The following is a 20,288-nucleotide window of genomic DNA, read 5'->3' on the forward strand; positions in this document are numbered from 1 at the left end:
AACTATCGAGGGTACTTTCTGTACAATTCGGGTGGTCAATTACACCAATTAACATGAATTAACTGTAATTAACACTCGTATTCGTAAAATTTAAGGTGTGATGCAACTTTTTAATGGTGTTGCACATCTTTTAAGCAAGGTTAGGTTTTCAAACAAGAAGTGATAGACGCTCATTTTGAAAAAGGACTAAGACTCATGAAACCCAAGCTCAATAAACTCATAACGCTACTGCTGCTGCTCGGCACTTTTGCTTTCCTAATGGAGGCAGAAGAAAGAATATCAGAGGTAGCACACGAAGAGCTTTCTAAATGGGCGTCTTTACTTCCTGTGAACCAAGAACCTCAGCAGGCAGACTCAATCAACCCATACGCACACCAGGTTTCCATTCTGGATGTGCTTCTTACTGATTCAGTTAAAAAAGTTAATTCGGCGAACAATTAGGGAAGCGAAAATTCGTACTGTTTTCAATAAAGTGTAGCGATTTTTTAAATCGTTTTATTTTTGTTAAAACTTGTCACCTGTATGAATGAAGAATTTTATCTCGATTTTCTCGCCAAATGGCAAGAGATCGTCTACATCCTGGTTTTTGTAGTGCTTGGTATCGGGGTACTTAATTACCTCTTTTACAAAATCACATTTGCTACAAAGAAAACGTACAAAGAAAAGTACGATCTCGCCAGTGAAAAGGAGTCTAAAAAGCTTCTAACCGGACATATCATGGTAGCCATTGCGCTATTCTTATTCTGCAATACGCTGGAATACGAGACCATGAAAATTGATCCTCTGTGGTTTTTTATCCGATTGTTTGTATCCATGTGTATTGGAGTGCTTTATGGATATATAGCACAACTTATCTTAAAGTTTTACTACCCTAGTATTCTCGAAAAAAAGCTAAAAAAGCTACGGTATACTCCACGAATCAATCCGGAGAATGGGAAAAAAATGAAACTATTAAGTGAGGATGAGGAAGATGCGTACCTGGATGAGGGAATGCAGGCAGAAGAAAATGTATTCTCCGTGGATTATGATGTGTGGATCGATGAATCTACCGGTTATACCAAAATTGAAAAATACAAAGGTCATTTGAGTGCGCTTGAATGCGATCGTTGCGGATTCCAAACACTAAGACTGGAAAAAGAAGAGATCATTAAAGAAGCTACCGAAACAGAGGATGGAGAGCTACTGAAAGAATTTAAGTGCTCTTATTGTAACCGGATCAAGCGTAAAAATGTGGTGCTGGCGCATAAGATAAAGGACGCTTCCAGTGGTCAATTGATTGACGATCCATTAACTCATGATGCACGTATCTCAGTTGTCAAAATAGAGATCCATGGCCGAAAAGGAGAAGTGAAAGAGTTCGACTTCCAAAACATTGATCAAGCAAGAAATTTCTTAAACGAATTTGATTTTGAGAAATTAAGGGAAGAAGAAACATTCTAATTTTCCTTGTATGATAAGAAAAAGAATTGGGCTCGTTATCGGGCCCATTTTGTTTTGTGTCGTTTTCTTTGGAAGCCCCTTTGAGGGTCTTAATCAAGAGGCTAATGCAGTATTAGCCTCTACGCTATGGATTGCGACCTGGTGGCTTTCAGAAGCGCTTCCCATATCCGCTACGGCACTACTCCCTATTGTCTTGCTACCTCTCACAGGAGGAGCACCAATCGCTCAAACCACCGCTGCATACGGTGACAAAATGCTTTACTTATTTGTGGGTGGATTCATTATCGCAATTGGTATGCAGCGATGGAACCTTCACCGAAGAATCGCCATCGAAATTATCTCAGCAATTGGTACCAATGCTCAATTGATCGTACTTGGATTTATGCTCGCTACCGGTCTCTTATCCATGTGGATATCCAACACGGCCACAACCTTGCTAATGGTGACTATTGGAACAGCATTGATCACTGAAATGAGAGAGCTTACCGGAGAATCCGGGAGAAAATTTTTTAAAGCATTGCTTTTAGGTATTGCTTTCTCTGCTTCCATTGGCGGAGTAGCTACACTGGTTGGCACCCCAACCAATCCCATTTTCGTCTCTATTGCTAATCAACTTTATGGACAAGAGTTCAGTTTTGCATCCTGGCTGGCATTTGCACTTCCTTTCTCTTTGATTATGCTGGGATTCTGTTGGTTTGTTCTAACCCGACTCGTCTTTCAACTACATAAAGTGGACGTATCGGTGGGGAAAGAAATGATCACAAAGGAAAAATCGTCACTTGGAAAGATGGGGCAGGAAGAAAAAGTAATTGCTACCATCTTCATCATTACTGCTATTTTATGGATAACCCGATCTTTCATTCTGAATCAATTCATTCCGGGTATCAATGATACCGTAATCGCTATTGCGGCAGCACTTACGCTTTTTATCATACCATCAAAAACGAAAAAAGGGAAACCGCTCCTCACTTGGGAAGAGGCAGAAAAATTGCCCTGGGGTGTTATCATCCTTTTTGGTGGGGGTCTTTCCATCGCCGCTGCTTTCCAAAGTTCACAGCTGGCAGAATGGCTGGGGTTGCAATTAGCAGGTGTGTCAGAGCTTCCTCTTTTCGCTATTATTTTAATAATCGCACTGACCGTGAATTTCTTAACTGAGGTTACTTCCAATGTTGCCACAGCCTCCATCATGCTGCCTGTGCTTGCATCACTAGCAGAGGCCATTGGTGTTCATCCGTTCTTCCTGATGATACCAGCTACTATGGCGGCCTCTTGTGCATTCATGCTGCCGATCGCTACAGGGCCAAATGCCATCGTATTTAGCTCCGGCGAACTAAAAATGAGTGATATGGTACGGGCAGGTGTTTGGCTGAACATCACCTCCAGTCTCCTGATAAGCGTACTGGTTTATTTTGTCTTACCTGCTTTCTTGTAAGCTGCTCTGTTAGAGTTTGCAATGTAAACGCCAATCCCCACGGCAATCATTCCAACATAGTGCATCAAATAAAGTCGTTCCTCATCCAACACACCCCACATTACAGCAAAGATTGGGATGATGTAGGTAACCGAGGAGGCAAAAAGCGCATCTTTCATCTGTAGAACTTTATTAAAAATGATAAGTGCTATGGCCGTCCCCAAAACGCCAAGCAAAACAATATAAAAAGTGGCTAATCCCGTTCCTTCCACGCTCATCAGCTTTGGCCAAAAATTTGTGAATCCAAAAAGATAGATTGCAGCGATAGGCCCAACCAAAATCAATGAAACGCTGGTGACTGTCACTGCATGTAAATCATTCAGCTTTTGCTTGATTAGGTTCAGATTGGAGGCATAACAGATGGTTGCCAGAACCACCAGCAAAGCATATGCATTAATCCCGCTAAGCGAGTTGCCTTCCCCAGCAGTAATCAAAATTGCTGTTCCAACAAATCCGATAATTACACCCCAGTACACCGCCTTGGTTTGTTTTTGTTTGAAGACAATGAGTGCGATTAAGATGGTGAAAATTGGAACCAGAGCATTTAAAACACCCGTGATGGCACTTTCGAGTTGTGTTTGTGCGATCGCAAAAAGAAACGCAGGTACCAGACTTCCAAGAAAGCCCACTGACATTAAATAAACGATACGTGATTTATCAACCCACTTGAATCGCTTGATAGCAGAGGGAAGCAAAAACAAAGAAGCCGCTACGATTCGTAGTGAACCCACTTCCTGTGGCTCAAGGCCGACAAGCCCTTTTTTAATCAGGATAAATGAACTGCCCCAAATAAAAGCCAAAGTGAGCAGGAGCACCCAGGCCAGAAGAGGTGATTTTTGCATGATCGATTTTTGAGTTGTTGCATACTGAGCTTGCTTAATAAGCAGCAACCTCAGCAAAAAGTTCTGGAATCTGCAATAAAGTCTCCTTCACTTCCTGGTAGGATTCTGATTCTACCAGTGTAGTTCTGGTCGGCTTGAAATTCTGGATTCCACGAAAATAATTGGTGTAGTGCCTCCGCATCTCAAAAAGACCCAGCTTTTCTCCTTTCCATTCTATGGAAAAGTCAAGGTGCTGAACCGCTATCCTCACTCGTTCATCCAAAGTGGGAGCATCCAGTTTTTCACCGGTTTTCATGAAATGCTTGATCTCATTAAAGATCCATGGATAACCAATGGCCGCACGGCCAATCATGATGCCATCTACCCCATACTTGTTTTTGTATTCAAGTGCCTTTTCTGGTGAATCAATATCTCCGTTTCCGAAAATAGGTATGTGAATTCCCGGGTCATTTTTTACCTCAGCGATGGGTTCCCAGTTGGCCTCACCCTTGTACATCTGCTTCCGGGTACGTCCATGGATACTCAGTGCTTTGATGCCTACATCCTGCAGGCGATGAGCTACTTCATGAATTTTAATGGTAGAATCATCCCATCCGAGACGTGTTTTTACCGTTACGGGTTTATTGACCTGCTTCACAATCTCTTCGGTCATCTTTTGCATCTTGGGAAGATCCAACAAAATACCAGCACCAGCTCCTTTGCAGGCCACCTTTTTCACCGGACAGCCATAATTGATGTCGATGATCTCCGGGTCTGCCTCCTCTGCAATGGCAGCAGCTTCCCGCATTGATTCGATCTTATCACCAAAAACCTGAATGCCGATGGGACGCTCATAATCGTAAATATCCAGCTTCTGCACACTTTTTTCTGCATGTCGGATTAGCCCCTCTGAGGAGATAAACTCCGTAAACATCAAATCTGCTCCATTTTGCTTGCAGACCGCCCTAAATGGGGGATCACTGACATCCTCCATGGGTGCCAGTAGTAATGGAAACTCTCCTATCTCTATATCGCTGATCTTAACCACCTTGAACGGTTATATTTGTCCGCAAAGTTAGCCATATGCAGGACATTCTCAGAAATAACACAGAAGATAAACAAAGGGCACGTGCCTGGGCGTTTGGTTTGGGCCTTACGGCCTACATCTCAATCGTGATGATGCTAGGCGGGAGTGGCGGTGATGAAGTCGAGACCGACATGATTTTGCAAATGGACCCTGTCTTTCTGTTGGTTATTCAGGGTATTGCATCCACTTTCATGTTTATTGGTGTTCCATTGCTGTTTATTGGGATAGCGTTGAAGGTACCTTTCAAGGAGTTTTTCCCAAAGGTATCCTTAACCACCGCTGGACTAACGGTTTTGATTTCAATCAGCTTTATGGTGGTGAATAGCGCCATAGGGGAGTGGAATATGAATCTGGATTTTGGGAATTCTGAGTTTGCCGATTGGGCAAAAAGGTCAGAAGAACAACTGAAAGTGCTTACAGAGCATTTGACCAACTTCACTTCAACCAACCATTTCATCATCGCTTTGCTTGTAGTTGCAATCATTCCTGCAATTGGAGAAGAACTGCTTTTCAGAGGCCTGATACAAAACATGTTTGCAAGAGCATTTGCCAACCATCATGTGGCTATTTGGGTAACGGGGTTCATTTTTGCGGCCATTCATATGCAATTCTTTGGTGTGATGCCACGGATGCTTCTGGGTGTATTGTTCGGGTACCTATATCACTGGAGTGGAAAATTGAGCGTGGCGATGATTGGCCATCTGGTCAACAACGGGTTTGCTTTAATAGCACTCTACCTGGCACAAAAAGATGTGGTGGAAGTTTCTCCTGAACAAATGGAGCAGTCGGCTCCATGGCCGGCAGTTTTGATTTTTGCGGGAATTTCATTTTTCCTCATCCGTACATTCTACAAGAAATTTCAACATGCGTGATTGGCAGTCGGTGTTTAAAGACGGCAGAGAGTATCGTGCACTCATTGTGAAGGAGGTGCTGGAAGATCTTGGGATGCACCCAGTCATTGTGAATAAAAAAGTTTCTGCGTATGGTTTCGGAAATTTCGAAATATTTGTGGCGCCTGATCAGGTGATCAGGGCCTTGAAAGTCATTAAAGAAGAAATAAAGTTTGAGTAAGTACCCTGATTTAGCCCCACGCCTGTTCTCTGCTGTTATTGGTGGAATGATCATCATCCTTTCATTGCTATGGAATCAATGGGGGTTCTTTGCGGTGTTTCTCTTCATTTCCTGCATGACCATGTGGGAGTTTTACCGACTGATGAGGTTACAAAGCTATGTGCCTATCCGGCTTTTAGGTGTGACGATTGGAGGTCTGTTATTCGTATTTACTTTTCTCATTGAAGCAGACATCCTTCCCTCACAATACTATGTGTTGCTTTTTCCGCTTGCCTCCTTTGTATTTCTAATCAAACTCTACAAAAAAAGCGATGTTCACCCTTTCATCAATATTGCGCTTTTCTACCTTGGTATACTTTACGTGGCACTACCATTTGCATTAATCAATTTTCTGGTTTTTCACAGCGGTGAGTATTCCTTCGAGATAATAATGGGGCTTTTGTTCCTTACCTGGGCCAATGATGTCGGCGCTTATTTTTCAGGTATTCTTTTTGGAAGAAGAAAATTATTTGAGCGCATTTCTCCTAACAAATCCTGGGAGGGCAGTATCGGAGGTGCAATTACTGCTGCTTTAACGGCTGTGGTTATTGGTTTTTATTTCGAAGGTCTCAACCCAATTGAGTGGATTAGTGTCTCCATTATTGTGGTAATTGCAGGAACTTATGGCGACCTGGTAGAGTCACATTTCAAGCGTTCCATTCAGATTAAAGATTCCGGAACCACCATCCCCGGACATGGTGGTTTTTTGGATCGATTTGATAGCTTGTTAATTGCTGTTCCTTTCGTTGTAGTTTTCCTGAAATTATTCTAAAGAGATGTGGAATTCCACTTACTTTTGCGCCTGAAATAAACAGCAACCCCATTTTATTAATTTCCTATGGCATATATAGAACCCGCGCCAATAAAGGACAGAGACAATCCATTTGAATCGATGATGTCCCGTTTCCAGATTGCAGCAGAGCATCTGGGTTTGGATCAGGAAGTGTATGATGTGTTAAAAACCCCTGCCAAGCAGGTGATCGTGTCTTTGCCAGTTACGATGGACAATGGTTCCATCAAAGTGTTTGAAGGCTACCGAGTGATCCACTCTACAATTTTGGGGCCCTCTAAAGGAGGCGTCCGTTACGACATGGATGTAAACATCGATGAAGTGAAAGCATTAGCTGCATGGATGACCTGGAAGTGCGCAGTAGTAGATATCCCATATGGTGGAGCTAAAGGAGGGATCAAGTGTAATCCAAGAGAAATGTCTGCAGGAGAGGTGGAGCGTCTTACACGAGCATTCACTCAAGCCATGCATGATGTTTTTGGAAAAGACCGTGACATTCCTGCTCCGGACATGGGAACAGGCCCCAGAGAGATGGCCTGGATGATGGACCAGTATTCCAGAAATCAAGGAATGACTGTAAACTCTGTGGTGACCGGCAAACCAATCGTACTAGGAGGATCACTGGGTCGCGAAGAAGCAACCGGACGAGGCGTGATGATCTCGGCTCTGGCTGCAATGGAAAAACAAAAAATCAATCCTTTCAAAGCAACCTGTGCTATTCAGGGTTTTGGAAACGTGGGATCATGGGCTGCCACGCTTCTTGAAGAAAGAGGAGTGAATATCGTCGCAATCAGTGACCTCTCAGGAGCATATTACAATGCAGAGGGGATCAACATCAAGAAAGCCATTGAATACCGAAACGGTAACAATGGTAGCATGGAAGGTTTTGCCGGAGCAGAGAAAATCGATCCGGAAGAGCTACTATTATTAGAGGTAGATGTTCTGGTTCCCGCAGCTATCGAAGACGTGATCACCAAATTGAATGCGGACAAGATCAAAGCAAAAATGATCGTGGAAGGCGCAAATGGACCTACATCTGCCAAAGCAGACGCAATTCTAAATGAAAAAGGCATTTTGGCTGTCCCTGATATCCTGGCGAATGCCGGCGGAGTAACCGTATCTTACTTTGAGTGGGTTCAAAACCGACTGGGGTATGGCTGGACCAGAGAGCGTGTAAGCCGTCGATCAGATCGGATCATGAAAACTGCTTTTGACAAGGTTTATCAAACGTCACAGGAGTACAATGTAAGCATGCGTATTGCTGCATATATTGTTGCGATCGATAAGGTGGCTAAGACTTACAAGTATCGAGGCGGCTTCTAGTCGCTACGCGATCCGAATTTATTTGAGAACACTCTGTGTTTTTTAGAACTTAAGTATCAAACGAATGAGACTACATAAAGAAGGATTAAAGATGATTCCTTTGATGGCCGTGCTTACAGGTGGACTGTATGCATTGTTATTCTGGCTGATTCCTTTGTTCATCATTCAGATGTTACTGGCTGTAGCAGCAATCATTTTTATGATTCTGGTAGTTCGTTTTTTCCGATTTCCAAAAGTCATAACACCACCGAAAGATGGGGTGGTATATGCTCCTGCTGAAGGAAAAGTTGTGGTAATTGAAAAAACCTATGAAGGTGAATATCACAAAGAAGAGCGCATTCAGGTTTCTATTTTTATGTCACCACTAAATGTCCACGTAAATAGAAGTCCAATCAAAGGAGTCGTCGACTTTTTCAAGTATCATCCGGGTAAATTTCTAGTTGCATGGCATCCTAAATCGAGTACGGATAATGAACGTACTTCAGTTGGGTTCAAAGCTGAAAATGGAGTTACAATCCTAATGCGCCAGATCGCGGGTGCTGTAGCTAGACGAATAGCTTTTTACCCGAAAGTTGGCGATGCAGTCGAACAAGGTACACATGTAGGGTTCATCCGTTTCGGAAGCCGTGTTGACCTTTTCCTCCCCGTCAATGCAGATATTAAAGTCAAAATTGGAGATTTGACCAAAGGTGGGGAGACGGAGATTGCGAAGTTGGTTGATTAGTTAATTGGTGCGAATTCTAAATACCAATTAACTAATCCTCAAGTCAACTAATCCACCAAATCACTTCCTACTATAATTCGGTGCTTCCCTTGTAATATGAATATCGTGCGGATGGCTTTCTGCTACCCCAGCTCCTGAGATCTTCACAAACTTGGCTTTTTGAAGGTCTTCAATTGAACCTGCTCCACAATAGCCCATACCTGCTTTCAAGCCCCCTACCATTTGATAAAGCACTTCCTGAACAGAGCCCTTGAAAGGTACTCGTCCTACGATTCCTTCCGGAACCAGCTTCTTAATATCATCTTCAGCATCTTGGAAGTAACGATCTTTGGAGCCTTCCTCCATCGCTTCTACAGAGCCCATGCCTCGGTATGATTTGAATTTTCTTCCTTCATAAAGGATCACCTCTCCAGGTGCTTCTTCGGTACCAGCTAGCAATGAACCAATCATGACCGTGTTTCCTCCCCCTGCAATGGCTTTCACCACGTCACCCGAAAACCTGATTCCTCCATCTGCTACAACGGGCACGCCTGAGCCTTTGATCGCCTTGGATGATTCATAAACGGCTGAAAGTTGTGGAACGCCAACACCAGCAATGACACGCGTTGTGCATATACTTCCGGGTCCTACCCCCACCTTTACAGCATCAGCTCCTGCCTCCACAAGTGCCTTTGCTGCTTCCGGAGTAGCGATATTCCCAACAATGGTTTCCAAATCAGGGAATGCCTTCTTGATTCTTTTTGCCATATCAATCACCCCTTTGGAATGACCGTGTGCGGTATCAATTGAAACCAGGTCTACTCCAGCCTTAACCAGTGCTGCGATTCTATCCTCAATATCCGGTGTTACACCCACTGCAGCACCCACTCTTAGTCTTCCGTACTCATCTTTGCACGCATTTGGGCGGTCCTTATTTTTCAGAATGTCCTTGTATGTAATCAGCCCGGTGAGCTTGCCATTTTTATCTACGATCGGTAGCTTTTCGATTTTGTGCTCCTGAAGGATCGCCTCTGCTTCATTCAGTCCAACCTCAGCAGTAGCTGTGATCAGGTTATCCTTTGTCATGATGTCTTTCACAGGTTTTTTAGGCTTCTTTTCAAAGCGCAAATCTCTGTTAGTCACAATGCCGATGAGTTTATCGTCTTTATCTACGACAGGAATTCCTCCAATCTTATTCTCTTTCATGATGGCTTCAGCATCACTTACCGTTGCATCTACATGCAGCGTGATTGGATCGAGTATCATTCCACTCTGAGATCGCTTTACCTTCCTTACCTGAATCGCCTGCTGATCGATGGTCATGTTCTTGTGAATAATGCCAATTCCGCCTTCCAGTGCCATGGCAATAGCAAGCTTTGCCTCGGTAACTGTATCCATCGCAGCGGAAACCAAAGGAATGTTTAATCGGATATTTCTGGTGATCTGAGCAGAAGTGTCAGTGTCACGGGGAAGTACTTCAGAATAACCGGGGAGAAGAAGCACGTCATCGTATGTGAGCGCTTCAAAGAGGAATTTTTCGTTTGTCGTCATGGCAAATAATACTGAACTGTTATGATTATTTGCCGTGCAAAATTATGTTGGTTCTGTAGAATAAGTACTATTACAAGACATATTTTTACTGGATGGAAATCTGGACTTCATTTTATGACCAGCTACTTGAGACTACCTGGCTGGAATTTATCGCTGTAATCTGTGGTATCTTAAGTGTTTGGTTTAGCAAGCAGGAAAGCATTTTGGTTTACCCATTCGGAATCGTCAGTGTGTTAATCTTTGTCTACCTGACCTATGAGTATGGGCTCTATGCTGAAACAGGCATCAATGTATACTATTTTTTAATGAGTGTGTATGGATGGTGGAACTGGAAAAACACGAAAGATATTGCAAGAAGCCAGATTCCGATCACCAAAAGCTCTGGATGGGGTCATGTGCTCAATGTCTCAACCTTTTTGGCTGCTTTCGGAATCATCTATTTGTTACTCATAAAATTCACTGATAGTGATGTGCCCATTTTAGATGCCATGACCACCGGACTTGCAGTTACGGGCATGTACCTGATGGCATTGAAAAAGATCGAGCATTGGCTTTTTTGGATTGCCTGTGATTTGATTGCTATCCCCCTTTATATCTACAAAGGCCTTCCTTTCACCAGCTTACAGTTTTTAGTGTTTACTTACATCGCCGTTTTGGGATGGATATCTTGGAGGAAGAAATTATTGATGGGAGAGAAATGAGGTATGACCAGATTAAAGAATTTGCCAGGGAATTAAGAAAAAATCAGACTGATGCTGAAGCTCAATTCTGGTCGAAGGTTAGAAATCGTAAATTCCTGAATTATAAATTCAACAGACAATTCATTATCGAACATGAAAGCAGATCTTATTTCATCGCAGACTTTTTTTTTTTCGAGAAGAAATTAATTGTAGAAATAGATGGAAGTGTTCATAAGGCTCAGGTTGAATATGATCGAATTCGAGAAGATATTTTGAAAGATATGGGCTATTCAATAGTACGGTTTTCAAATGAAGATGTACTTAAAAACTGGGATAAAGTAGCTGAAAATTTAGAAAAAGAACTCTCCCCCAACCCCCTCTCTTTCAAGAGAGGGGAAGAAATTTCTTCGAAATTTCAGGGGTGAGTCAAATAAAAAAATGACAAAACGAATAGCAGTCATAGGCCCTGAATCCACCGGGAAAAGTGAGCTCTGTCAGCATTTGGCCCGGCACTATGATACAGAGTGGGTACCTGAATATGCTCGCTTTTATATCGATCGGCTAGACCGGAATTATGAACAGCACGATTTAAAGTCTATTGCTGAAGGGCAACTGGCTTGGGAAGATGAAAAAGCAGAATATTCCAACAACTATCTGATCTGTGATACCAACTTAATTGTGATCAAAATATGGAGTGATCACAAATATGGAGAAACTGATTCCTGGATTGAAGAGCAGCTCCAAAAGAGAAGGTATGATTTCTATCTGCTCTCAAACATTGACATTCCCTGGAGGTCTGACCCGCAACGCGAGCACCCAAATTTGAGACAGCACTTTTTTGAAGTTTACAAAAACTACCTGGAAGAACACAAGCTCCCATATGCTATTGTATCAGGAATTGAGGGAGAGCGTAAAAAGTGCGCGGTTAATGCGATTGAAAACTTCTTTTCAAATAAAGAAGATGCCGGATCAAGTCCGGCATGACGTTCTTATTTGTTTTTCAGTCTGTCTTTAAATTTTTTGGCCACTTTCTCGATTTTGGGACGCGAGACATTCACGATGTAGCTATTATTCGGATGCTTTTCCTCATAGTCCTGATGATATTCTTCTGCTTTATAAAAAGCATCCAGTGTGCTCAGCTTAGTAACAATAGGGTCTGAAAACTCCGAAGCTAGCTCCTTCATTTTAGCCTCTGCTAACTTTTTTTGTTCATCATTATGATAAAAAATTTCCGAGCGATATTGTGTGCCTACATCGGGACCCTGTCGGTTTAGCTGGGTAGGATCATGTGCCGTGAAAAATATTTCGAGCAGGGTTTCATAGTCAATCACTGAAGGATCATAATAAATCTGAACCGCTTCTGCATGACCCGTTCTCCCGGAACTCACTAATCGATAATCAGCTGTAGACTTCTTGCCGCCAGCATAGCCGGAAACCACCTCTACGACACCCTTTATTTGCTCAAATGATGCCTCCACGCACCAAAAACATCCACCGGCAAAAGTTGCTGTATCTAACTTCTGATAGTTGACTTGTTCAGCAGCAGCCTTTTTTGTATTGCCTGAATTGTTGCCTTGAGTTTGACAACTAAAGAAGAATAAACCTGTGATTAAGACTATGTATTTCATCTTTGCGTTTTTTTATGAATGTACGATCCTTCTGATCAATAGGATTGTTAAATAATTAACAATGTAACCAACCTTACAATTCGTATGTTTTAGAATTCCAGGCGATAGCTAAGATTTGGAAAGAAACTCACTTGGGTATCTGACGCTATTCTACGTGCACCAACATTATAATACCTGAAAAATTCATTTTCACGTTGAGTTACATTTTGAATATCTAGTGAAATCACAGAAGTGGTGCGCTTTTTATTTTTTCGATAGCTTATTCCAAAATCCATACGGAAGTAGCCATCCAACTTCAATTCATAGTTATCCTCAAAACGATAAACAGTATTCCCTTCATCGATCGATGCATTTACATTTATTGGGGCCTGTCTTTTTCCACCTGCAAAAATAAATTTTCCATTTATGCTGATTGAGTTGTTGCCATCCTTTCCTACTCTGTACTCCTTCCCTGCAAGCAAATTATAGATATATCCTCCATCAAACTGTGTGCTCCTCTCCACCCCGTCGGCACCAGTGTATAGGGATTTATATAGTGAGGCCGTTGAGAGCATATAAAATCCCTTCGATAAGAATTTCTCAAGAGTCAACTCCAATCCATAATTCTTACCTGTCCCATCATTCGCCAACTCATCAGGTGTGTAGCCATCGAAGGTATTGAGCGCAGAAAAAGTCAATAGACCATAATCCGAGGTATTTTGAGTAGGCCATACCGGCACATTAAATAAATATTGACAATATACCTCTGCCTTAAGTCTCAATTTGGGTTTCAACATTTTTTCAAAACCCAATGCGGAGTGAAGTGCCTGGGTAAATCCTAAATCTTTATTGTTCTGGACATAAGTTCCATCTTCCAAATACTGGCGTGCAGTATATAAGGCCACTGTTTCCATTCTACTGTGCAGCCCGATTCCACCGGAAATGATGTAAGCCTTGCGATCCCATTTAAAACCCATTCTTGGTTCCAGATAAGATTTTCCATTCAATGCAAAATGGGAAAAGTGAAGTCCAGTATTCAGGGTGAATTGGTCACTCGTTCTAAACTGCCAGTTTGCAAAGCCCTGATAGAATCCGGAATGATCATTTTCATCCAGAGGAGTCACGTGTTCCTCCCTGTCCCGATCCCAATACACATTGGTAAGGTCGTAAGAAAGACGGCTGAATATAGTTCCTATCCTTATGGTATGACGTGGTGAGAATTTGTGATTGAAATAAGTGGAAAATCGAACTTGTGATTCAGTAAAATCCTCCTCATCATAGGTAAGCATTTCGAGGGAATCATACTTATTAGTGATTTGATTAAATGAACCTGACAATATGGTTTCAAAATAGGAGTCATCCGAAACGTAAACCACATTGGTGATGCCAGCAACTCCCAGCCTTTGTTCTTCGCTTTCATTTTCCCATTCTCCAATAGATCGATTGGGAAGAAACTGGTAAGTATTTTTTCCTCCAAGTCCCCAAAATGAAAATGACCCAAGTTTTTTTGTAGGTACTTTCACCTTAAAAGAGAGATCCTGAAACGTGATGTCTTCCTGATCTCCCAAAATATTCAGTCCTAGCTCTGTTAGCAGTGCCAATGTTGAGTATCGATAATTGACCAGATATGAAGATCGACTTCCTTTTGTAAGCGGACCTTCAGAGGCAGCAGCTACACCAAGCAATCCCAGCTGAGCGGTGTGCTCATGCTTTTCAAAGTTTCCTTGTCTCAATTGAAGATCGAAAATACCTGAAGTTGCATTTCCATACTGTGCCGGGAAAGCCCCTGTAAAAAAATCAGAGTTCGCTAGAACGTTGTTGCTCAGCATACTGATCCCACCAGCCGATGAGCCAATTGAGGTGAAATGATTGGGGTTGGGTATTTCTACACCCTCCATTCTCCAAAGTATTCCTTTGGGGGAATTACCCCTAATCACAATTTCATTAAGCAGGTCATCTCCACCTGTTTGTACACCGGCAAACATTAAAGCCGCTCTGGCGGGATCGTTGAATGTAGCAGGGAACCGACTGATCTCGTCCATTCCTAGTGAAATCGCTGAGACAGTAGCAAGCTCATTTTTTGGTTGACCTTTTTCCTGATCTGTGGCAGTCACCACAACTTCATCCAACTGGTGTAAAGACTCAATCAATTCAGCATCCATCACAACTTCCTTACCCGACCCTACCAGGATATTTGGAATGGTGATGGGTTCATACCCTAAATAGGAAATGCCGACAGTCTGACGTCCAATAGGTACTTTCACAATACGATAGTAGCCATTGATGTCAGTAATTGCTCCTAGTGGAGGGCTTATTTCTAGAACCTGGACAGTAGCACCGATGATGGGTGCACCGGATTGCTTGTCTGTTATTTGTCCCTTTACCGTTTGAGTGAGTGATTGCGAAAAGGAAATAATGGCGATAGAAAGGAAAATTATTCCAAGTGTAGTTTTTTTCATTAGGTGTTTTTGACTTTACTTTCCCAGTAGAGACGGCAAAAATTGAATAAAGCTTCCTCTTATTTCACTATTTCAGGTAGATAAAATGTAAACAAGAATTATTCTTAACCTCTTAATAACTTTGAGCGATGCTCAAACCCTACTTTCAGAAAGAAAAAATTGAGGCAGGCTGTGATGAGGCCGGAAGAGGATGCCTGGCCGGACCAGTGGTGGCTGCAGCTGTGATCCTTCCCCAGGATTACTCCCATGAGGTTCTAAATGACTCCAAGCAGCTTTCTGAAAAACAGCGGGTTGAGTTGAAAAAAGATATTGTCAAAGATGCGCTGGCCTGGAGTGTAGGAGTTGCTTCTCCTGGCGAGATTGATGAAATAAACATTCTAAATGCCAGCTACCTGGCCATGCACCGGGCAGTGGAAAACCTGAAGGTTACACCGGAATTGCTTTTGATCGATGGTAATCGGTTCAAACCTTTTAATGACATTCCTCATGAATGCATCATTAAAGGAGATGGAAAATTTCTTTCTATTGCTGCTGCGTCCATATTGGCCAAGACGTACCGGGATGACTTGATGCGACAGCTGGCTATTGACTTTCCCGGGTATGGATGGGAAACCAATGTAGGCTATCCGACACGTGCCCACAGAGATGGAATAAAAGAAAACGGAAGCACACCACATCATCGGATGAGCTTTCAGTTATTACCTAGTCAATTGGAATTGTTTCCGGATTAAGAAGCCAGTGCTTTCGAGATTTTTTCCTTGTCTAGCGGCTTCTCCAGCATAGAGGTAACGAATGGGTTTTCGTCAGCTTTTCTCTGATCAGACGGGTCTATGGAAGAGGTAAGAATGTAGATTTGGTTTCCTTGATTGTCTACCTGAGGGAGGGCATCCAAAAACTCCCATCCATTCATCACAGGCATATTTAAGTCCAAAAAGATGATATCAACCGATTGTGATTTTAGAAACGCAATAGCTTCTTCACCATTCATCGCTTTGAAAATCTCTATGGAGTCTTGCTCTTTCTTAATAGCCAATTCCGCTAGTGTCAGAAAAATTGGATCATCGTCAACGAGCAATATTTTATTTGGATTACCCATTAAAATACACCTTAAACTTGGTTCCTTGGTTAATTTCGCTCTCTACCTCAATTCGACCATTTATTGCTTCGATCTGCTGCTTGGTCATATACAATCCCATCCCATGCCCACTCTCTTCATCCGGATGAAATCTGGACCCCAATCGAAACATTTTGTCTTTGAATCGTTTCAAATCGATTCCCCGACCCTGGTCTGCCACTGTTAAAAGTACTTCTTTTGCTTCTTTTTTTGCAGAAATTTCGATTAATCGTTTGTCTTTTGTCACGCCGTACTTCATTGCATTCGTGATCAGGTTATGCAAGATGCTCTGTAAATAAGCTGGTAGTATTCTGAGTGTGAGGTTTTTAGGAATATCTACATTAAACTCGATTTCCTTCTCAGTAGCAGATTTTCTATTTAAAAGAATTACATCATTCACTACCTCCAGTAGGTTTATTTCCTCTTTTTCCAGCATGGAAATATCCTTTTCAAAGTTTAACAGGTCATTGATTGCATCAATAGCCAGGTTTAGTTTCAGCGCAGTAGCCTTCAGCATCTCAAAATACTCCTTGTTTGTTGGGTCATCTTCGATGATCGTAAGCAACCCAACAAGATTGGCTACTGAAGACCTGAAATTATGTGAGGTGATATATGAAAAATCTTTCAGTCGCTGGTTTTGTTCAATTGTCTTGCTGAACAATTTATGTAGCTCCCTTTCATTGTGTGATCTGATTCGGATGTTCACCAGCATTTCTGAAAACAATTCCAAAAGCAATACCTCTTTTTCATTTGCTTTGTGATGAACGTTCACCCAATCAAAACCCACAAAACCTACACACTCTTTATTGTGAATCATCGGCATTGTCATCAAACTCTTGATATGCTGTTCTTCCAAGAGCTCCCTAAAATCTTTTTTCTTCACCTTCTTCACATCATCCACAATCATTGGGTTTCCTTTGAGGTGTGCATTGACCAATTCTGGCATGATCTCTAATGGTAGGTTCTGATTGTTGTGGATTTCAGGTGAAATGCCTTCCGCGCACCATTCGTACGTATTGCTACAAACTCCCTTCTCATTATTAAAATCAAAAACATATGATCGATCAGCGCCTACGAACTCTCCGAGCTCTCTAAGTGAATCATTGATCGCCTGCTCTACTTCAGCAAGTGGCAAATCAATGTACTTGGTAGAAAGGTTTATCAGGATGCGTTGCATCTCAGCATAGCGCATTAAGGCACGTTCCGCTTCTTTTTCCCTGGTGATGTTTCTAACGGCACCATCAAAATAAACTTTCCCGTCGGCACCTTCAATTTTAATTGAGTTGAGGTAGCCCCAGAATGTACTGCCATCCTTTCTGCGAAACTCAACTTCCTTGTTCTCGATTGATCCTTTTTCCAGAATCTCCAATCCTACTGCTGAGCGTTCATCAGGATCCTTATATAGCACCATGGGATCCATATCCATGATTTCCTGGGCAGTTTCATACCCAAACATTTTAACAAACTCATCATTGACATAGATGATGCCTTTTTCACTCTCACTTCTGTAAATCGCCTCATTGATATTCTTATTGATGCTTTCAAGTAATTGTTCCCTGGTACGAATACGATCAAGAAATTCACGTTCTTTAGTCACATCACGAATGGCCCCATCCCAATAATAATTGCCTTTATCATCTTCATGCATGGTGGTGCTCACCAGTCCGGTAAATTCTGACCTGTCCTTCCTCAGGAAAACAACCTCTTCATTTTCGTATGAATTGTCAGCACTTAACCGATTGAGCAATCTGTCTCTATCCCTTGGGTCTTTGTACATCGATACAATAGGGATATTTTTTACCTCATCTTCTGAGTTAAAACCAAACATTTTAACAAAGGCATTGTTAACGTAGATAAGGCCATTGCTGTCGCTTCTAAAAACGGCCTCACTGATATTCTGGTTAACTGACTCCAGAAGTTGGTTAAAATCCATACATATAGTCTGGGTACTTAGCTGGTCTACCCTTTTCGTTTAAAGAATGTAAAGTTAATTTTTAATCATGGTGTAATTACCCACAACCTTCGCACTCTCATGGTTAATCTTAAATATTTGCAGCCCGGAATAATCCAAAATACCCCAAGCTCCATTCTTGGATACCAAAACCCGGTCTCCAAAGTCTTCCAGATAATCAAATGCCGGCCTTAAAATGAAGCTGCCATCTTCACTGACCAGGCCAAAGCGATTATCCATATTTTGCACAATATAATTACCTGTATTCAATCGGTAAACAGATTTCCAAATAAGTTCTAAAACTTCACGTCCATCACCATCCAAAAGGCCATATTTTCCATTTTGAAAAACGATAGATCTTCCATTTGAGAATGGTGTGACAGCATCGTAATAGGGCTGCACCTTGAGCGTCTCATTTTTATCTATAAAGCCCCATCTCCCACGAAGCATGATAGGTGCGATACCGTCGTGAAACGCCCCAGCCGAATCATAACGATTACTGATCCTCAACCTTCCCTGATCATCAACGAAACCCCATCTATTTTCCTTCTTCACCAAAAAATAACCTTCACTGAAATCCTGAACCTGTTGGTACCCTTCCTCAGGATAAAGAAGTACTTTATTGGATGATGATTTCAGTGTGACATACCCATCTCTAATCAACTCAAAATGATCACCAATAATGCGTATGCTATCATATTCTGGATGAACCCATACCTCTCCGTATGAATTGAGTAGCCCAAAGCCGTCCATATCTTTGATCAGGAGGTGAGCACCTAGACTTTTAATTGGTGACGAGGTGGTTTTGTACACTAGTTTTCCTTCTATAAAGTAGGAATACCCTTTTCCTTTTCTACCGATAAGAAAGTTTCCAATTGAAATGATTTCATCAAACTCTGACCGGATAATCCAGTTGCCAGCATCATCCATGGCACCCCATCTATTGAGATAATTAACAATATAACCTCCAGAGAAAATGGAAAGGCTGTCGTATTTGTAAGTCGTATCTTCGTCTCTCGAATCAAACACCGCCCAATGCTCATTTCGCTTCGTTATAAATTGATTTTTGCTACCCGGCATCAATATTTGAAAAGGAAGTCGATTGACTTTTTCTCCTTTTTTATTGAATAACCACCACCCTTTTTTGTCAACAGCAGCGTAATGTCCTAACATAAAATGAATGGAGTCATATCCAGACAATAATTGGGCCCCATCTTCATCCAACACAGACCATAAGCGGGTCTTGCTGTTTTGTACAATCAGATGATCATCAATAAATGCTTTAAGAACGAGTTCATAATTGTTGAGTAATGTTGCGTTTTTTAGTAAAAGATGGTGAGACCCGTTTAAGAAGGCCATTAAAAGCCCACTTTTACTTATTGTAAGCGAGTCGCACTCCCATTGCATCAATACGCTATCTCCCTCATAAATGGTCCACACTGGAAATTCAATTGGCTGAGCTACTCCATCAGACACCTGAATATTTTTGTATTTAAACGCATGAATACCATGTCCTTTTTTGGAAAGATATCCAGCATATCCATCGCGATAAGCAACCCAACCATTGTTAAAGAATAGGGAATCCAGTCCAAGTTCTAATACTGCTCCCTGCGTGTTGTACAGATCGATTTTACCACCAGATCTTTTTGCAGAGTACAATGAACGACGCTCATTGATCTGCTGATACTTTGATGGTACAATTATTTCATTCTGGAATGACACCACCCCGAAATTTTGACGTTTTCCATCAAAATCGCTTATCAGCCAGTTAGCTCCCAGTGGCTCAATTGTGAAGTAATTGAAGCTTATGATGGTTCTTCCTTTTTCATCCAATATTCCATGAAACAGGTGATTACTAAATCTTCCCTTTATCGAAGCTTTAAAGTAATTGTTGGCAATGGGTTGAATGGTGTAAAACTTCTGCCCAGTTAGTGACTTGTTTCGGACAGTGATGAGTCCCCAAAGGTTGTTCTTTTTAAATCCGATAACACCCCTTACAACATTCGCTGATCCATCTGACCATCCCAGCTTTTCATACACCGCAGGCACAGTTACATTGCCTGTTTCGTCTTTAATACCAAAGTATCCGTCTTTTTCGAATACAATGAATTGATCGGCCTTAACCGCCGAAAAACTAAAGATGAATAAAATTAAAATTAGATACCGCATACTCCCCGCAAA

20 protein-coding genes are annotated in these 20,288 nt (G+C 41.9%); 12 read left to right on the forward strand and 8 right to left on the reverse strand.

The genetic code is table 11. From position 1 onward, the window contains the following. The first annotated feature begins 195 nt into the window (after positions 1–195). From ACP14Y_RS07230 to ACP14Y_RS07240, 3 genes are all read left to right on the forward strand, one after another. Positions 196–441 carry a hypothetical protein gene (locus tag ACP14Y_RS07230; protein ID WP_424962288.1) on the forward strand — a complete coding sequence of 82 codons (246 nt, stop codon included), beginning with the start codon at positions 196–198 and terminating at the stop codon, positions 439–441. A gap of 81 nt (positions 442–522) precedes the next feature. After that, positions 523–1,440: a hypothetical protein gene (locus ACP14Y_RS07235; RefSeq protein ID WP_424962289.1), complete on the forward strand. Its 918-nt coding sequence runs from the start codon at positions 523–525 to the stop codon at positions 1,438–1,440. A 10-nt stretch (positions 1,441–1,450) separates the two neighbouring features. Beyond that, on the forward strand, positions 1,451–2,872 hold the full coding sequence (locus ACP14Y_RS07240; RefSeq protein WP_424962290.1) for an SLC13 family permease: 1,422 nt from the start codon (positions 1,451–1,453) through the stop codon (positions 2,870–2,872). Here the strand turns inward: ACP14Y_RS07240 and ACP14Y_RS07245 are convergent. Beyond that, positions 2,845–3,753 carry a DMT family transporter gene (locus ACP14Y_RS07245; RefSeq protein ID WP_424962291.1) on the reverse strand — a complete coding sequence of 303 codons (909 nt, stop codon included), beginning with the start codon at positions 3,751–3,753 and terminating at the stop codon, positions 2,845–2,847. The genes ACP14Y_RS07240 and ACP14Y_RS07245 overlap by 28 nt on opposite strands. A gap of 34 nt (positions 3,754–3,787) precedes the next feature. Next, positions 3,788–4,780 (reverse strand): tRNA dihydrouridine synthase DusB, encoded by a 993-nt coding sequence (gene dusB / locus ACP14Y_RS07250; RefSeq protein WP_424962292.1) that lies wholly within the window; start codon positions 4,778–4,780, stop codon positions 3,788–3,790. Between the two features lie 35 nt (positions 4,781–4,815). Here dusB and ACP14Y_RS07255 point away from each other — a divergent pair, with 35 nt between their 5' ends. The 5 genes from ACP14Y_RS07255 (at position 4,816) to ACP14Y_RS07275 (ending at position 8,766) form a co-directional block, all read left to right on the forward strand. Further along, positions 4,816–5,691: a lysostaphin resistance A-like protein gene (locus ACP14Y_RS07255; protein WP_424962293.1), complete on the forward strand. Its 876-nt coding sequence runs from the start codon at positions 4,816–4,818 to the stop codon at positions 5,689–5,691. Then, a complete protein-coding gene (locus tag ACP14Y_RS07260) occupies positions 5,684–5,890 on the forward strand; it encodes a hypothetical protein (protein WP_424962294.1) in 207 nt (68 codons plus the stop codon). Before ACP14Y_RS07255 ends, ACP14Y_RS07260 begins: the two co-directional genes overlap by 8 nt. Next, a complete protein-coding gene (locus ACP14Y_RS07265) occupies positions 5,883–6,701 on the forward strand; it encodes a phosphatidate cytidylyltransferase (RefSeq protein WP_349563856.1) in 819 nt (272 codons plus the stop codon). The genes ACP14Y_RS07260 and ACP14Y_RS07265 overlap by 8 nt, the downstream gene beginning before the upstream one ends. Before the next feature lie 66 nt (positions 6,702–6,767). Further along, on the forward strand, positions 6,768–8,042 hold the full coding sequence (locus ACP14Y_RS07270) for a Glu/Leu/Phe/Val family dehydrogenase (RefSeq protein ID WP_424962295.1): 1,275 nt from the start codon (positions 6,768–6,770) through the stop codon (positions 8,040–8,042). Between the two features lie 64 nt (positions 8,043–8,106). Then, a complete protein-coding gene (locus ACP14Y_RS07275) occupies positions 8,107–8,766 on the forward strand; it encodes a phosphatidylserine decarboxylase family protein (protein WP_424962296.1) in 660 nt (219 codons plus the stop codon). A gap of 60 nt (positions 8,767–8,826) precedes the next feature. Here ACP14Y_RS07275 and guaB read toward each other — a convergent pair whose 3' ends face one another. Continuing rightward, on the reverse strand, positions 8,827–10,296 hold the full coding sequence (guaB, locus tag ACP14Y_RS07280) for an IMP dehydrogenase (RefSeq protein ID WP_424962297.1): 1,470 nt from the start codon (positions 10,294–10,296) through the stop codon (positions 8,827–8,829). Between the two features lie 92 nt (positions 10,297–10,388). Between guaB and pnuC the strand changes: the two genes are divergently transcribed. From pnuC to ACP14Y_RS07295, 3 genes are read left to right on the forward strand one after another with little or no spacing between them, the layout of a single operon-like run. After that, positions 10,389–10,997 carry a nicotinamide riboside transporter PnuC gene (pnuC, locus tag ACP14Y_RS07285; RefSeq protein ID WP_424962298.1) on the forward strand — a complete coding sequence of 203 codons (609 nt, stop codon included), beginning with the start codon at positions 10,389–10,391 and terminating at the stop codon, positions 10,995–10,997. Then, on the forward strand, positions 10,955–11,401 hold the full coding sequence (locus ACP14Y_RS07290; RefSeq protein ID WP_424962299.1) for an endonuclease domain-containing protein: 447 nt from the start codon (positions 10,955–10,957) through the stop codon (positions 11,399–11,401). The genes pnuC and ACP14Y_RS07290 overlap by 43 nt, the downstream gene beginning before the upstream one ends. Before the next feature lie 13 nt (positions 11,402–11,414). Further along, entirely contained in the window at positions 11,415–11,960 is a 546-nt protein-coding gene (locus ACP14Y_RS07295) for an AAA family ATPase (RefSeq protein WP_424962300.1), read from the forward strand. 5 nt (positions 11,961–11,965) lie between these two features. On the opposite strand, the gene msrA is transcribed toward ACP14Y_RS07295, so the two are convergent. Both msrA and ACP14Y_RS07305 read right to left on the reverse strand, forming a co-directional pair. Then, positions 11,966–12,604, reverse strand: coding sequence for a peptide-methionine (S)-S-oxide reductase MsrA (msrA, locus tag ACP14Y_RS07300; protein WP_424962301.1), 639 nt, complete (start codon positions 12,602–12,604; stop codon positions 11,966–11,968). 89 nt (positions 12,605–12,693) lie between these two features. Further along, a complete protein-coding gene (locus ACP14Y_RS07305; protein ID WP_424962302.1) occupies positions 12,694–15,042 on the reverse strand; it encodes a TonB-dependent receptor in 2,349 nt (782 codons plus the stop codon). Between the two features lie 128 nt (positions 15,043–15,170). Here ACP14Y_RS07305 and ACP14Y_RS07310 point away from each other — a divergent pair, with 128 nt between their 5' ends. Beyond that, positions 15,171–15,773: a ribonuclease HII gene (locus tag ACP14Y_RS07310; RefSeq protein WP_424962303.1), complete on the forward strand. Its 603-nt coding sequence runs from the start codon at positions 15,171–15,173 to the stop codon at positions 15,771–15,773. On the opposite strand, the gene ACP14Y_RS07315 is transcribed toward ACP14Y_RS07310, so the two are convergent. Genes ACP14Y_RS07315 through ACP14Y_RS07325 form a run of 3 tightly spaced genes read right to left on the reverse strand, consistent with a single transcriptional unit; the run spans position 15,770 to position 20,276 of the window. After that, positions 15,770–16,138, reverse strand: a complete 369-nt coding sequence (locus ACP14Y_RS07315; RefSeq protein WP_424962304.1) for a response regulator — start codon at positions 16,136–16,138, stop codon at positions 15,770–15,772. The genes ACP14Y_RS07310 and ACP14Y_RS07315 overlap by 4 nt on opposite strands. Next, the gene (locus tag ACP14Y_RS07320; protein WP_424962305.1) at positions 16,131–18,089 is read right to left on the reverse strand and encodes a PAS domain S-box protein; all 1,959 of its coding nucleotides are present in this window, start codon (positions 18,087–18,089) and stop codon (positions 16,131–16,133) included. Before ACP14Y_RS07320 ends, ACP14Y_RS07315 begins: the two co-directional genes overlap by 8 nt. A 54-nt stretch (positions 18,090–18,143) precedes the next feature. Continuing rightward, complete coding sequence (locus ACP14Y_RS07325; RefSeq protein ID WP_424962306.1) at positions 18,144–20,276, reverse strand: WG repeat-containing protein; 2,133 nt, start codon at positions 20,274–20,276, stop codon at positions 18,144–18,146. Between the last annotated feature and the right edge of the window lie 12 nt (positions 20,277–20,288).

It is taken from the genome of Ekhidna sp., from assembly GCF_965247405.1.
GTDB lineage: Bacteria > Bacteroidota > Bacteroidia > Cytophagales > Cyclobacteriaceae > Ekhidna.

What these genes read in the sequence shown, in the direction of transcription:
- ACP14Y_RS07245 (WP_424962291.1), bottom strand. Translation starts at nt 3,753, where the DNA reads ATGCAAAAATCACCTCTTCTGGCCTGGGTGCTCCTGCTCACTTTGGCT.
- ACP14Y_RS07270 (WP_424962295.1), top strand. Translation starts at nt 6,768, where the DNA reads ATGGCATATATAGAACCCGCGCCAATAAAGGACAGAGACAATCCATTT.
- ACP14Y_RS07260 (WP_424962294.1), top strand. Translation starts at nt 5,684, where the DNA reads ATGCGTGATTGGCAGTCGGTGTTTAAAGACGGCAGAGAGTATCGTGCA.
- ACP14Y_RS07290 (WP_424962299.1), top strand. Translation starts at nt 10,955, where the DNA reads ATGGATATCTTGGAGGAAGAAATTATTGATGGGAGAGAAATGAGGTAT.
- pnuC (WP_424962298.1), top strand. Translation starts at nt 10,389, where the DNA reads ATGGAAATCTGGACTTCATTTTATGACCAGCTACTTGAGACTACCTGG.
- ACP14Y_RS07230 (WP_424962288.1), top strand. Translation starts at nt 196, where the DNA reads ATGAAACCCAAGCTCAATAAACTCATAACGCTACTGCTGCTGCTCGGC.
- ACP14Y_RS07310 (WP_424962303.1), top strand. Translation starts at nt 15,171, where the DNA reads ATGCTCAAACCCTACTTTCAGAAAGAAAAAATTGAGGCAGGCTGTGAT.
- ACP14Y_RS07255 (WP_424962293.1), top strand. Translation starts at nt 4,816, where the DNA reads ATGCAGGACATTCTCAGAAATAACACAGAAGATAAACAAAGGGCACGT.
- ACP14Y_RS07235 (WP_424962289.1), top strand. Translation starts at nt 523, where the DNA reads ATGAATGAAGAATTTTATCTCGATTTTCTCGCCAAATGGCAAGAGATC.
- ACP14Y_RS07240 (WP_424962290.1), top strand. Translation starts at nt 1,451, where the DNA reads ATGATAAGAAAAAGAATTGGGCTCGTTATCGGGCCCATTTTGTTTTGT.
- ACP14Y_RS07315 (WP_424962304.1), bottom strand. Translation starts at nt 16,138, where the DNA reads ATGGGTAATCCAAATAAAATATTGCTCGTTGACGATGATCCAATTTTT.
- ACP14Y_RS07275 (WP_424962296.1), top strand. Translation starts at nt 8,107, where the DNA reads ATGAGACTACATAAAGAAGGATTAAAGATGATTCCTTTGATGGCCGTG.
- ACP14Y_RS07320 (WP_424962305.1), bottom strand. Translation starts at nt 18,089, where the DNA reads ATGGATTTTAACCAACTTCTGGAGTCAGTTAACCAGAATATCAGTGAG.
- ACP14Y_RS07325 (WP_424962306.1), bottom strand. Translation starts at nt 20,276, where the DNA reads ATGCGGTATCTAATTTTAATTTTATTCATCTTTAGTTTTTCGGCGGTT.
- ACP14Y_RS07295 (WP_424962300.1), top strand. Translation starts at nt 11,415, where the DNA reads ATGACAAAACGAATAGCAGTCATAGGCCCTGAATCCACCGGGAAAAGT.
- msrA (WP_424962301.1), bottom strand. Translation starts at nt 12,604, where the DNA reads ATGAAATACATAGTCTTAATCACAGGTTTATTCTTCTTTAGTTGTCAA.
- ACP14Y_RS07305 (WP_424962302.1), bottom strand. Translation starts at nt 15,042, where the DNA reads ATGAAAAAAACTACACTTGGAATAATTTTCCTTTCTATCGCCATTATT.
- guaB (WP_424962297.1), bottom strand. Translation starts at nt 10,296, where the DNA reads ATGACGACAAACGAAAAATTCCTCTTTGAAGCGCTCACATACGATGAC.